This is a genomic window from Helicobacter macacae MIT 99-5501 (assembly GCF_000507845.1).
GTDB lineage: Bacteria > Campylobacterota > Campylobacteria > Campylobacterales > Helicobacteraceae > Helicobacter_B > Helicobacter_B macacae.
This window is the reverse complement of sequence record NZ_KI669454.1, coordinates 302,202-314,900: the sequence shown is the minus strand read 5'-3', so window position 1 is coordinate 314,900 and position 12,699 is coordinate 302,202. Positions and strand designations below refer to the sequence as shown.

At 36.0% G+C, this 12,699-nt stretch carries 12 protein-coding genes; 8 read left to right on the top strand and 4 right to left on the bottom strand.

The features are described from left to right. Position 1: 1 nt before the first annotated feature. Positions 2-1,702, bottom strand: a complete 1,701-nt coding sequence (locus tag HMPREF2086_RS01375) for a UDP-N-acetylmuramoyl-L-alanyl-D-glutamate--2,6-diaminopimelate ligase (RefSeq protein ID WP_023926931.1) — start codon at positions 1,700-1,702, stop codon at positions 2-4. Between the two features lie 156 nt (positions 1,703-1,858). Continuing rightward, positions 1,859-2,500 carry a hypothetical protein gene (locus HMPREF2086_RS01370; protein ID WP_023926930.1) on the bottom strand — a complete coding sequence of 214 codons (642 nt, stop codon included), beginning with the start codon at positions 2,498-2,500 and terminating at the stop codon, positions 1,859-1,861. A gap of 211 nt (positions 2,501-2,711) precedes the next feature. Between HMPREF2086_RS01370 and HMPREF2086_RS01365 the strand changes: the two genes are divergently transcribed. The 3 genes from HMPREF2086_RS01365 (at position 2,712) to HMPREF2086_RS01355 (ending at position 3,897) form a co-directional block, all read left to right on the top strand. Continuing rightward, positions 2,712-3,299, top strand: coding sequence for an NAD(P)H-dependent oxidoreductase (locus HMPREF2086_RS01365; protein ID WP_034560625.1), 588 nt, complete (start codon positions 2,712-2,714; stop codon positions 3,297-3,299). Between the two features lie 113 nt (positions 3,300-3,412). Then, entirely contained in the window at positions 3,413-3,676 is a 264-nt protein-coding gene (locus HMPREF2086_RS01360; RefSeq protein WP_023926928.1) for a hypothetical protein, read from the top strand. After that, positions 3,673-3,897 carry a hypothetical protein gene (locus tag HMPREF2086_RS01355; RefSeq protein WP_023926927.1) on the top strand — a complete coding sequence of 75 codons (225 nt, stop codon included), beginning with the start codon at positions 3,673-3,675 and terminating at the stop codon, positions 3,895-3,897. The genes HMPREF2086_RS01360 and HMPREF2086_RS01355 overlap by 4 nt, the downstream gene beginning before the upstream one ends. Before the next feature lie 27 nt (positions 3,898-3,924). Here HMPREF2086_RS01355 and HMPREF2086_RS01350 read toward each other — a convergent pair whose 3' ends face one another. After that, on the bottom strand, positions 3,925-4,122 hold the full coding sequence (locus tag HMPREF2086_RS01350) for a hypothetical protein (RefSeq protein WP_023926926.1): 198 nt from the start codon (positions 4,120-4,122) through the stop codon (positions 3,925-3,927). 17 nt (positions 4,123-4,139) lie between these two features. On the opposite strand from HMPREF2086_RS01350, the gene HMPREF2086_RS01345 reads away from it, so the two are divergent. Beyond that, positions 4,140-4,904 (top strand): protein NO VEIN domain-containing protein, encoded by a 765-nt coding sequence (locus HMPREF2086_RS01345; RefSeq protein WP_023926925.1) that lies wholly within the window; start codon positions 4,140-4,142, stop codon positions 4,902-4,904. Here HMPREF2086_RS01345 and HMPREF2086_RS01340 read toward each other — a convergent pair. Beyond that, positions 4,867-5,274 carry a DNA cytosine methyltransferase gene (locus HMPREF2086_RS01340; RefSeq protein WP_023926924.1) on the bottom strand — a complete coding sequence of 136 codons (408 nt, stop codon included), beginning with the start codon at positions 5,272-5,274 and terminating at the stop codon, positions 4,867-4,869. The two genes, HMPREF2086_RS01345 and HMPREF2086_RS01340, sit on opposite strands and share 38 nt — an antisense overlap. Positions 5,275-5,454: 180 nt before the next feature. On the opposite strand from HMPREF2086_RS01340, the gene HMPREF2086_RS01335 reads away from it, so the two are divergent. Genes HMPREF2086_RS01335 through HMPREF2086_RS01320 form a run of 4 tightly spaced genes read left to right on the top strand, consistent with a single transcriptional unit; the run spans position 5,455 to position 12,529 of the window. Further along, positions 5,455-6,873 (top strand): ATP-binding protein, encoded by a 1,419-nt coding sequence (locus HMPREF2086_RS01335; RefSeq protein ID WP_023926923.1) that lies wholly within the window; start codon positions 5,455-5,457, stop codon positions 6,871-6,873. Continuing rightward, on the top strand, positions 6,866-9,574 hold the full coding sequence (locus tag HMPREF2086_RS01330; protein ID WP_023926922.1) for a Z1 domain-containing protein: 2,709 nt from the start codon (positions 6,866-6,868) through the stop codon (positions 9,572-9,574). Before HMPREF2086_RS01335 ends, HMPREF2086_RS01330 begins: the two co-directional genes overlap by 8 nt. After that, positions 9,546-10,502 carry a PD-(D/E)XK motif protein gene (locus tag HMPREF2086_RS01325; protein ID WP_187367096.1) on the top strand — a complete coding sequence of 319 codons (957 nt, stop codon included), beginning with the start codon at positions 9,546-9,548 and terminating at the stop codon, positions 10,500-10,502. The genes HMPREF2086_RS01330 and HMPREF2086_RS01325 overlap by 29 nt, the downstream gene beginning before the upstream one ends. Beyond that, positions 10,499-12,529: an AIPR family protein gene (locus tag HMPREF2086_RS01320; protein WP_023926920.1), complete on the top strand. Its 2,031-nt coding sequence runs from the start codon at positions 10,499-10,501 to the stop codon at positions 12,527-12,529. Before HMPREF2086_RS01325 ends, HMPREF2086_RS01320 begins: the two co-directional genes overlap by 4 nt. Positions 12,530-12,699 lie beyond the last annotated feature (170 nt).

Below are 12,699 nucleotides of genomic sequence, written 5' to 3'. Positions count from 1 at the left end.
TTTAGCTTTTATCTTTTTGTGGAGGTGCTTCTTGCAGTGTTTTTGTGGTATTTTTTGCGCTAGATTTTGTGGCATTTTGCGCTAGATTTTGTGGCAGATTTTTCTTTGCCAATACCTCTCTTACCACCTCTCTATCATCAAAGTCGATAGTTCTTTCCCCTAAAATCTGATAAGTCTCATCGCCCTTGCCAAGTATAAGCAAAACCTCATTTGATTCTAGCTCCTCTATGGCTTGTGCTATTGCCTCTGCCCTATCACTCTGGCAAACTACGCGCCTATGATTTTGCTTGTGATTTGGCTTGGGAATCCCGCTTAAAATATCATCTATGATACTTTGTGGATTTTCACTTCTTGGATTATCGCTTGTGATATATAGCTTTTTGGCATATTTATAAGCACAAAGCCCCATTTTTGGTCGCTTTGTCCTATCTCTATCCCCGCCCGCGCCAAAGACAACTGCGATTTCCCTCCCTCTAAAGCTCTCAAAAATCTGCTCCATACCATCGTGAGTATGGGCAAAATCCACAATGATAAGCGGAGAGTGGCTTACAACCTCCATACGCCCCTCTACACCGCCAAAATTTTGCAGTGCCACGCTGATAGATTCCAAAGAGATTTGCGAAGCGGATTTTTTTGATTCTTTTAGGCTTTTCACGCACAAAATCGCAGCTAGGATATTATATAGATTATGTTTGCCATAGAGATGTGCATTTATGAGTGTTTGCTCAAAGTTTTTTTGCCCTTTCTTATCGTCATTATCTTTGTCTTCGCCACTTTTGCCACCACACTCACTGCTACCACCTTTGCTACCCACACTTTTACACTCAAAGCTGATATGCGCACTTATGCCATTATCTAGGCTATAAGCATCTGCTTTTAGGTTTACTTTTGCTAGCCTACCCTGCTCAATAGCATAATACAATACGGAGTTTTTGAGAGTATTTTTGACGGCGTCTTTTTCTGTGCCTTTGCTTAACACCCCAAAATTTTCATTTAGCCACGCATTTGACTCATCAGCATTGATGATGACACTCCCCCCACAAGATAGATTGCCACAATCAAGCAAAAAGCTATTTTTCACGCGGATATACTCCTCCAAAGTCTTGTGGTAGTCCAAATGGTCGCTTGTGATATTAGTAAGCACCTTTGAGGCAAACTCTAGCCCCGCTACGCGCTCTTGGACTATGGCGTGAGAGCTAACCTCCATAATCACAAAATCACAATCCCTACATTCTAGCAAAATCTCATACAGCTCCAAAAGGCTTGGTGTGGTAAGTCCTTTTGGGCGGATTTTTTTGTCGTTTTTATACGCTCCACGCGTGCCAAGCAGCCCACAAGTATAGCCCAAATCAAGCAAAATCGAATAAATAATCGCTGCGGTGGTGGTTTTGCCATTTGTCCCTGTGATAGCCACGAGGCTAGGCAGTGGGGCAAACATAGTGGCTAAATCTTTGGGCGTGATGATAAAATCTCGCAAATCTCTAAGAGGACTTTTTGCCAAAGAATCACAAAAAGAGCTATCCAAAGCATTGCTACAAGAATCCTCCAAAAGTTTGTCGATAAAGCCCTCATTGCCCCTAGTGCAGACAAGCAACGAGTCTTTATCTAGCTCTCTTGTATCATCGGTAATGTATTTTTTGTTAGCGTATTTTGGATTTTGCCTAGATAAAATGGCTAGATTTGCAGGGATTTTGATTTTCATTTGGCTTGCTTTTGGTGGTTGTTTTTGTGGATTTGCTAGTTTGGGTTTATATAAGATTTTGGCTTTTTCTTTGTGGGCAGAATCTAGCTTTGCTAATTTTTAGCTCACCATAGTTTTTTTAGCTTCTTAGTTTTTTGCTAGTTTTTTAGCTTTTTTTTAATTTTTTAGCTTCTTGGGATTGTGGGCTATTTTTTGGGCTAGCTCATTTTTGTTTTGGATAATGCGTAAAATCTCTTTGTTGCGCACGATTTGGGGCATATCCTCGATATAAGATAGCGCGATATTTTCAAACCCATTTTCAATCAAGTCTTTTAGAAAAGTATAAAAATCCTCCCTAGAAGTAAAAATCACTTTGGTGCTAAAAATAAGATTTTCAAACACTTCTTTGAAGCCCTTTGTTTCACACATTTTTTGAAAGTCCTTATACGCCACGCCATCTAGGACTTCAGACTCAAGGTTCTCCTCTTTTTGAATTGTTTGTGAGATTTCACTTAGCCCCTCATCAAAGGAGGATAGCAAATCAAGCATTTGCCTTTGCAAATCCACCCTGCCCGCACGAGGTGTGGTGGATAGCAAAATATGATAAAGCTCATTAAACACTTCTGCTTTTTTTGGAAAATCTGTGGCTATATCAGCGATAAGCACGCCGATTTTGGCTTCCAAATCGCCACTATCTAGGCTCAAAGCCTCGCTAAAAAACTTCATAGCACCCAAATATCGTCTTTCACTTAGCGCGTCAAACCCCTTTTTGATGAGTTTGCGTTTTTGCGGGGTGTATGAGGGGATAGACTCTAGCATATTTTCTCCCTAAGTTGCATCGTGCTAGCATACTCACTCTTTATGCCTTTATGCCACGCACCTGCTAAATAAATCATTTTGGCGTAATTCTAGCAAAATTTTCTACACATTTTGCACATATAGATTATAATGCGCTCTTTTTGCAAATCTGCAAAAAATGCCAAAAATCTACTTAAGGAGCAATCAAATGAAACACGACTTTAATCAAAAAATCCAAAATGTGCTTATCCTAAATGGCGGTATGGAGTATGGCGAAAGCAAGGGCAAGCTAAACCTTGCGTTTTGCGAGATAATGCAAAAAGAGCTAGAAAATCTCGGCAAAAAAGTGCAGCTAACCCATATCGCGCAGGGCTATGACACAAAAGCAGAGGTAGAGAAGTGGAAATGGGCTGATTGCGTGATTTTGCAGTTCCCGGGCTGGTGGATGGGCGAGCCTTGGATAGTCAAAAAATACTTCGATGAAGCCATAGGACCTGATGCGCAAGGGGTGCTTTTTGCAAGCGATGGGCGCAGCAGGGGTGATATAAACAAACGCTACGGTAGTGGCGGGCTGTGCGCGGGCAAGGCGATGATGCTAAGCACGACTTGGAACGCGCCTTTGTATGCGTTTAATGAGGTGGGAGAGTTTTTTGATGGGCGCGGGGTAGATGAAGTGTTTGCGCATATTTATAAGATTTTTGCGTTTTTGGGATTCACGCGGTTTTTGCCAAGCTTTATGGCAAATGATGTGCATAAAAATCCAAATTTTCCCAAATGGGAGAGGGATTTGAAATCGCATATAGTGGAAAATTTTGGGTAATTATCCAAATAATCCACAAGATAAGCCAAATAAATAAACAAAAATACTACAAAATCAAGCCAAAAAAGTGAGGGGAAAAATGACTAGGGTAAAATCTAAAAAAGGAGAAAATCTTGCTAAAAGCAGAAAATGATATAGGCAATGTAAGAAAAGCCAAGCGCACTCAAATCAAGCGACATATAAGCCAGATGAGTGAGAGGGGGCTAAAAATTTTGATTAGCAAATTTAGCAAGCTAGATATATCAAAAACAACGATTGATGACAAGCATTTATCCAAGAAATGCAGGCAAAGAAATGTCAGCTTCAAAAAGCAAGATATTTATGATTTGCTTTATAGGACGAGTTTAGGGGGGGGGGGGCAAAGATTACAAATATGATTGTGGAGTATAATAACACTCACAAAGAGAAAGGCTATGATGAAAGGCTAGTCTTGCGAGATGATAAAGTGATGCAAACAGATAAAGGAGGGCAAAATCTCTGCATAGTCATCTCGCTAACGCAAAATGAAGTGATAACGGCGTATTATAATCCACCAAAAGATAGGCACGAGAGTATAGATATGGGCAGGTATTGTCCTTATCCACTAAATGGAATCTAGCAAATGAAATCTAGAATCTAGACCAAACTACACTTGGATAAAATCCTCATAAGAGCGCAGAGGCATTATGTCAATGCGGTAGATTCCCTCACTCTCTTTTTCTACTATCACGCTATCAAAGCCCAAATTTTCTAGCTTCTCTAGCGTAGCAATCTCGCCCTCTTTTAGTCTTAAAATATTTCGCAAATATTTTAATTTTGATAAAATCACAAAATTATTTTTCATAAATCAAGGGTTAAGCTATGAGCCAAAAGCACGAAAATTATGAGTTGCTAAACTTGCTTGGCTATGGATTAGCAAAGTTTGATAATGATTTTATCAAAGAGTTTGGCTACAAAACAAAGACAGATTTTTTTAACTTTTTTGTAGATAAAAGCATTGTCAAAACTGCAAGTGTGGTAAAAAATCGTATGGATTTGTTTGACTACTTTTTCCCTGATAATCCACGCAAAGGCTGGTGGCAAAAGGGCAATGCGTATATCCATAGAAAGCACTTGATTGATTCACTTTTTGGTGATGAAAATGTCGCAGAGTTTGCAAATATCGTAAAACTTATGCTAGAAAAAGAGTATAAAATTGAATTAGCCCACAAAGTAAGCCCCTTGCTTGAATCTAAGTTTAAAAAAATGCAAAGCACGGGGCTTGAAGCAGAATTATATTTTTTACATAATTATAATGAGATTGAGATTTTGCAAAATGGTAAAATCACGGACGCTAGGCTTTATGGCGATGGCTATGATTTCTTTGTAGAAACCACGCAAAATGAATTTTTGTGCGAAATCAAAGGAATCCGCGAATCTAGTGGCACTCTGCGACTAACGCAAAATGAATTTGAAAAAGCGCGAGAATTTAGCGAGACTTACTTGCTTGTGGCGGTTATGGATTTGCAAAATAGCCCAAAATTTAAAAGCATTCTAAATCCGCTTGAATCACTGCGCTTCACAGAAAAGATTTTATATCAAAAAGAAATCAAAGAATATCATTTGGTAGAGAATTTGGCGGTATAGCCACACTAAATGCTTGGCAGGGGAATCCAGCGCACAAAATATCAAAATCACTTGGAATTGCTTTTTGTGTGGATTCTTGCGTAATGTCGCCAAAAAGTCGAGTGCTAGGGAAATTTAGCGTATAGGTTGCTTTAGCGTTTGTATCGATTTCGCTAGCAAATACGCACCGTGCGTGAAGTTTGCTAATTTTGGCATTTTTGGCGTGGTTTGTGGATTTGGCAGATAGTTCCCCCCCCCCCCCCCGCAGGTGCAAGGGAAGTGTGGCAGTATCAGCACTTGCGTGCAGAGATTTTACCACATATTGCGACATAGCACGGCGTAGCGCGAGATGAAATCCCCCTACCCCAGCAAACAAATCCACAAAATCCATTAAGCCACCTCTAGTGTTATCCTAGTCTTTATTAAGCCTTCTCAAAGCACAAATACTAGCTTGAAATGGCAGCATTTGTGCAAATAGTGTAAGCAGATTTTAGAAAAAAACTTGCGCCTTACATTGCGTTTTTTTTTTTTTTGGCATACTTGCTTAGATATTTGAAATTTAAGGTTTGCGATGCGAGAAAATGAGGGAAACATCCTAAAGCCAAATCTAAAGAATTTTATACATTCTCTAAGAGACATTGGCTATACCTTTGAAGTTGCTGTGGCAGATATTGTTGATAATAGCATTACAGCAAAGGCAACGACAATCGAAATTTATAGCGTTGTTGAGCCAAAAATGATTTTTTGTATCCTAGATAATGGCTATGGAATGAGTGAGGAAGAGCTCATAGAAGCTATGAGGCTTGGGACAAAAAATCCTAACGACAAACGAGATAAGCAAGATTTGGGCAAATTTGGATTAGGGCTTAAAACAGCTTCTTTTTCGCAATGCAAAAAACTTACACTCATATCGAAGCAAGATTCTAAAATCTATGTTAGACAATGGGACTTGGACTATATAGAGCAAAAAGATGATTGGTATTTGCGCACACCAAGTCTAAGTCAATACTGCGCTAATCCTTTGTTTGCTAAACTAAACAAGCAAGATTGTGGCACTTTGGTGCTATGGGAAGAGATTGATAGATACCAAAAAGAGACATTTTCTACATTGCTTGGGAGGTTACGCTCTCACCTTTGCCTAGTATTTCACCATTTTTTAGAGAGTAAATTTGACAAAATCAACATTATCCTTAACAACGATAAACTCATTCCATTTAATCCGTTTAATGAAACACATAGTGCTACCCACCAAATAGCACAAGAAAAGATAACCATTTTTGGACATTCTATAAAAATCACTCCATATATTTTGCCACACCACTCAAAAATATCCAAAGAGGATTGGGAAAGATATGCCACAGATGAGGGATACACAAAATCTCAAGGTTTTTATTTGTATAGGGCAAATAGACTGCTTATTTATGGGACTTGGTGGGGACTTTATAAAGCTAGTGATGCTTCTAAATTGGTTCGGATTCGCATTGACATATCAAATGACCAAGACGAACTTTGGGGGATTGATGTGAAAAAGTCAATGGCTAATCCCTTGCCAGCACTAAAGCAAGATTTAAAGCGCATATTAGAAAATGTGCTAAAGGATGGTTTTAAGCCATTTACAACTCGTGGTAGAAAAATCAATGACAAAAATACCATTAAATTTTGGGATATTATCCCAAATGACAAAGACTTTTATTTTGGAATCAATAAAGCACACCCACTTTATGAGCGTTTGAGCGAATCATTAGATGATGAGTGTAAATTTTTATTTGACTCATACATAAAAGGACTGCAAGCATATTTGCCCATATCAGCTATACAAGCACAGTTACAGCACAATCCACACAATATCAAACAAGAAATGAGTTTTTCTGCAACAGAGATTGAAGAGCTAGCCTACAAACTTAAACAACTAGGATTGCCACAAGAGGAAATAGAGAGATTGCTTAAAACTGAAATATTTAAAAACAGAAAGGGGTTGATAGATGAGTGATTATGGGATTGTTAAGGATTTTATTAGAGGTGTTTTGGAAAATCAATATAAAAACAACGGCAATGTCCTAGAAAAAGGAGATATTGTCGAAAAAGTCTCTGAAACGCAGAATTTAATTTCTAATAATGAAGCATTTACCAAAATATATGGATTGAGAGGAAATCTCACAGATAATGATTATAGTCGTATGGTTAGTGAATTTGAGACTATGTTTAATGTCAAAATGGATAAAGGTGTAATCATACAAGGCGATGAGCAACAAGCTAGAGACACAACTTGGTGGAGGGATAAAATCAAAATAAAACTACAACAAGAGGATAAGAATTACTATGCGACAAGATTTAGAGAATTTATCAGTAGAAAATTACCGCCAGAAGTTATAAAAACACTAGATGATGATACAGATTCTGTAATGAATAATATAGGCAATCCAAACGATAATAGATTCGAGATTTTTGGTATGGTAGTTGGGCATGTGCAATCAGGCAAAACAATGAATTATTCCTCTCTGATTTGCAAAGCAGCTGATGCAGGATATAAATTTATCGTTGTGATAGCTGGCGATAAAAACAACCTAAGAAACCAAACACAAAAGAGAATCAATGAATACTTTATTGGCAAAGATGCAGTTGGAAATAGTGTAGTAGGAGTAGGCATTAGTGATAAAAATGATAGAGCCAAAATGCCTATATCTCTCACAACTGAAAATAGCGATTTTAACAAAAAAGATGCAGAGAAAAATTCACAAGGTATCAATTTTGACAATGTTGTAACTCCAATAATTTTAGTCATCAAAAAGAATTACAGGACTTTGGAAAATGTCATTGAGTGGCTCAAAAATCAATATAATAATTCAATAGCCAACCCTATGCTTGTCATTGATGATGAGGCAGACTATGCTTCTATCAACACCAAAGATGAAAACGACCCAACTAAAATCAACAAACTTATAAGAACACTTCTAAATCTCTTTGAAAAAAGCTCTTATGTAGCTTATACAGCTACACCGTTTGCCAATATATTTATAAACGATGAGTATTTGGGGCACGATGAACTATCAAAGGATTTATTCCCAAGCGATTTTATTTACGCGCTTGATGCTCCAAGCAATTATTTTGGTGCGGAAAAGATTTTTATAGACAATAAAGAAAAATACATTGTAGAAATTGATGACTATGCAGATAAAATCCCCCTAAAACATACACAATATCTCATCATAGATAAATTACCAAAAAGCCTCTGTGAAGCAATAAATGTATTTTGCATAAATTGTGCAATAAGGCATTTGAGAGGGCAGATGGGACATAATAGTATGCTTGTGCATATAAGTCGCTTTGTAGCCACTAACCATAAGATTTATTTTAAAATCGATGAATATCTCCAAAAAATCAAAGATGATTTTAAGGCTTATGGTAAGCTCGATGATTTGGCAAGTCAAAGTCAAATCATTAGAGATTTTTGTCATTTAATTGAAAATAAATTTATAGAGGATTTTTCAGTGCGAGAGATTATTTGCAAAATCACTGAAATAATTGACACCATAAATGTCAAGGAAGAGCACTCCGCAAGTAAAAATCGCTTGGAATATCGAAGTGATATAGCTGCAAATGTCATAGCTGTGGGTGGAATGGCATTATCTAGAGGCTTTACTTTGGAGGGACTAAGTGTGAGCTATTTTATAAGAAATACGATTTTTTATGATACTTTAATGCAAATGGGGCGGTGGTTTGGATATAGAGATAATTATGATGATTTATGCAAAATATATATGCCTAGTGAAGTGAGTGATAATTTTACACAAATTATTGAGGCAACAAATGAGCTTATGGATAAGTTTAGAGAAATGGCTAGAATCAAACAAACGCCAAAAGATTTTGGCTTAGAAGTGAAGTATTGCCCAGATAGTCTTTTGCAAATCACTGCTAGAAATAAAATGCGACATACCCAAAAATTTCAATGTATGATAAATTTCAGTGGATTAGTAAAATTCGTATATAAAATTTATAAAGATACAGATATTTTAGGAGATAACTTTAAGTTGCTAGATAATTTTGTGAAGAGCTTATCTACAAAATTTGTCAAAGAACAATCCAACTATATAGCAAGAGATATTGACAAAGAAGAAATATTAAATTTTTTAAAAGATTTTCACATAGCAGATAAATACACACCAAAGATGCCAATAGAGTTGATAAAAAGCTATATAGAGCAAAAAGACACAGCTTGGGACATCATAATGTTTGAAGGTGGTGGAGCGCAAATCAATGTAGGTGGAATCAGCATAAAAAGAGCGGTAAGGACGATACAAGGGGAGAGCGACAAATATTTTATCATAAGCAAAGCAAGGAATACAGCATTTGAACAAGATGAGAGGTGTGCGCTAAAAGAGGAAGAATTACAAGAAGTGGAAGAAATCATTAGGCGTGAAAAAGCAAACGATGACTACCAAAAGGGGCGTGAAAAAAGGTTGATTCATCAAAAGCTTGCAAAACCTGTGCTAATGCTACATATTATCGAGTTAAGAGGGCAGATAGAGGGATGCTATGATAATATAGTAGCGTTTGGTGTGTGCTTTCCATATAGCAATTCATATCAAACCCAAAGTATAAATTATGTAGTAAATTCGGTAAAACAAAAAGAAATACTAGAAGAAAATCATTATGATGAGGATAATGAATCTTTTGGAGATGCTGATGAATAATCATTGGGCTAAAATGCAAAACAACACGCATAGAAGAGTGGCTAATGTAGCGTATGATATGTTTTATATGGTGGATTTGCAAGGAAAATATGCCTTTCATATCCACACAGATTTTGCGTATAAAAATCCAAAGACATTGCGACTAAAAGGTATGGTAGTCCAAAATCAAAATAGCCACTTAGGCACGGATTTGTATATCGCTCTAAAAAATAATGACGAGTGGAGTATATTTGCTAGGCTTTGCGATGATTTGGTAGAAACTGCGAACAATGAGCAATGCACGCAAGAAAATCTGCTTGAGGTTATACAAAATCGCCTTGAGGATTGGAGGGAGTTTCTTTTGGCTTACAAAAATGTGGAATTTTCTCTCAATAAACAAATGGGGCTTTTTAGCGAGTTGCTTTGTCTAAAAGAAATAATCGCCAAACAAATAGGATATGAAAATGCCATCTCACATTGGGTAGGTGCGGATTTTCATAAACAAGATTTTATATTTGATGATGAGGCATTAGAGGTAAAATCTTATACAAGCTCAAAAGGAGCAATCGTTGAAATCTCATCAGTAGAGCAACTTTATAGCGAAAAAAGTAAATTTTACCTTATAGCTTATGGATTAAGCATATCAAGCAATGGACAAACTTGCGAGGATATGATTTTATACATAGATAGACAATTACAGCATTTGCCCGAGATAAAAAGACTATTTCACAAAAAATTATTGGAATATGGCTATATCAACAGCACAGAAAATGAAAAATATAGTTTTGTTGTTGATAATGTGATGATTTTTTCTATCAATGAAAAATTCCCCAAGATAACGCCTCTAAATATAGCTAGTGCCATACAAAAAGTAAAATATTCGCTTAATCTTTTGCAATGTGAAGAGTTTAGAATCGAGGAAATCAACTTACAAAAGGAGAATCTATGATAAGTCTAGAAGAGTTTCATCAAAATTTACTACAAAGCATTCTCACAGATACGCAAAGCAGAGGACTTACACACTCAAAAAGCTTTTTTGAAAACATTTGTGAGAGTTTGGTAGAAATCGCAGAACTTACGCGTAATTATACACAAGCCCAATACACTAAAAGAGGAATGGAAATATATGGATATGATTATGATGAGGAAAGAGAGGTTTTGACGCTCATTACGCAAATATTTTTCCAAGAAGAAGCATTGCAAACGCTAAATTTAGATGAGATTAGCACAAAGTTTAGACAGCTAAAAACATTTTTGGATAAATGTAGCCAAGAGATTTATAAAGAAATGGAGGAGGGATTTGAGCATTATTCTATGGCATATCAAATTTATCACTATTTAGAGCAAGATAAAATCAAAAAGATAAGGCTACTACTCATAAGCGATGGCAAAGCTACAAGAAATTTAAAAGAAATTCCAAATGAACATTTTAAAGATATAGAGATAGAGCATCTAGTGATTGACATAGAATATTTATATAAAACCTATACTTCACAAAATGCCTCTTCAGACTTTGAAGTAGAGCTTAAAATCCCTGCACTAAAGGTGGATTCTTTTGATGATTATGAATCGTATTTGGCGGTAATGGATGCAAAAACTTTGGTAGAAATTTATGATAAATATGGACAAAGATTGCTAGAGAGAAACATTAGGACATTTTTACAATTTCGTGGCAATGTAAATAGAGGACTAAAAAATACCATAGAATACGAACCGCATAAATTTTTTGCTTATAATAATGGCATTACAGCGGTTGCTAGTGGTGTAGAGATTGATTCACAAGGCAATATCATAAAAATCCAAAATTTTCAAATCGTAAATGGCGGACAAACTTCTTCAGCTATCTATGCAGCATATAAAAATGCTAAAAGCGATATTTCTAGTGTGTATGTCCAAATGAAACTTTCTATCGTCCTTAATGACAAAAGTCAAGACAACTTCGTTACAAAAATCGTAGAATATGCAAATACGCAAAACAAAGTCAATAAATCTGACTTTTTCTCAAATAGTCCTTTCCACAAAGAATTTAAAGACTATTCCAAAAGAGTGTATGCTCCTGCTATCGGTGGCGTGCAAAGACGCACACATTGGTTTTATGAGCGAGTAAGGGGAGAGTATCTAAACGAGCAAGCCTACCTCACTCAAGCAGAAAAAAAGAAATTTCAGCTTGAAAATCCTAAAAGTCAAGTTATTGAAAAAACATTTTTAGCCAAAAGTGAAATGGTGTGGCTACAAAAGCCACATATCGTATCAAAAGGGGCGCAAGATAGTTTTAGTGAATTTGCAAAAGAGATAACAAACCAACTTGAAAAAGATGCTCTGCATATAACAGAAATGTATTTCAAAGAAGCTGTGGCAAAAATTATTATTTTTAAAGCACTTGAAAAATTAGTTTCAAACGCCAAATGGTATGACGGAGGATATAGAGCACAAATCGTTGCTTATACCCTCTCATACATGTCTTATCATCTCAACAAAAACAATCAGTATTTAAACTTCCTTTTAATATGGGAAAATCAATGTGTTGATAAAAAATTTTTAGAAGCACTAGATACAATCGCGCAAAATGTATATGAAAACATTATGAATCCACCTGATGATGACACAAATATCACTCAATGGTGTAAAAAAGAACTTTGCTGGAAAAGTATAAAGGACAAGGATTTTATCTTACATATAAGCGATGATTTGCTTATGGATAATGATGATAAAAGAAAAATTTTGCGCGATTCTAAAAAAGAAAAGCGACTAGATTCTAGTATAGAGATAGAATCATTTGTGATTAGGCTAGAAAAAGAAAAATGGCTTAATTTGTTAGAGCATTATAAAAAGAATGATTTTTTAGATTTATCGCAAATGCAAGTGGATATTTTAGAAAAATTTGTCAATGGAATGCTGCCTTTGCCATCCCCAAAGCAATGCAAAGTTTTGTATGATATGCACACCAAAGCCATAGATGAAAACATAATACTATGAGATTTTGTAGCGATTTATAAAATTTATACAAACTTCAAAAATCCATTAGCCATTTTAAATATTAGCCTAGTCTTTGTTGTGGCACGAACACTAATTAAAGCATTTCTGCAAATGTAATGATTTAATGTAATAACTTTTGGGGACAAAAATTTTGTGAGATTTTGCTTTGT

What these genes read in the sequence shown, in the direction of transcription:
- HMPREF2086_RS01375 (WP_023926931.1), bottom strand. Translation starts at nt 1,702, where the DNA reads ATGAAAATCAAAATCCCTGCAAATCTAGCCATTTTATCTAGGCAAAAT.
- HMPREF2086_RS01370 (WP_023926930.1), bottom strand. Translation starts at nt 2,500, where the DNA reads ATGCTAGAGTCTATCCCCTCATACACCCCGCAAAAACGCAAACTCATC.
- HMPREF2086_RS01355 (WP_023926927.1), top strand. Translation starts at nt 3,673, where the DNA reads ATGATTGTGGAGTATAATAACACTCACAAAGAGAAAGGCTATGATGAA.
- HMPREF2086_RS01350 (WP_023926926.1), bottom strand. Translation starts at nt 4,122, where the DNA reads ATGAAAAATAATTTTGTGATTTTATCAAAATTAAAATATTTGCGAAAT.
- HMPREF2086_RS01345 (WP_023926925.1), top strand. Translation starts at nt 4,140, where the DNA reads ATGAGCCAAAAGCACGAAAATTATGAGTTGCTAAACTTGCTTGGCTAT.
- HMPREF2086_RS01340 (WP_023926924.1), bottom strand. Translation starts at nt 5,274, where the DNA reads ATGGATTTTGTGGATTTGTTTGCTGGGGTAGGGGGATTTCATCTCGCG.
- HMPREF2086_RS01335 (WP_023926923.1), top strand. Translation starts at nt 5,455, where the DNA reads ATGCGAGAAAATGAGGGAAACATCCTAAAGCCAAATCTAAAGAATTTT.
- HMPREF2086_RS01330 (WP_023926922.1), top strand. Translation starts at nt 6,866, where the DNA reads ATGAGTGATTATGGGATTGTTAAGGATTTTATTAGAGGTGTTTTGGAA.
- HMPREF2086_RS01325 (WP_187367096.1), top strand. Translation starts at nt 9,546, where the DNA reads ATGAATCTTTTGGAGATGCTGATGAATAATCATTGGGCTAAAATGCAA.
- HMPREF2086_RS01320 (WP_023926920.1), top strand. Translation starts at nt 10,499, where the DNA reads ATGATAAGTCTAGAAGAGTTTCATCAAAATTTACTACAAAGCATTCTC.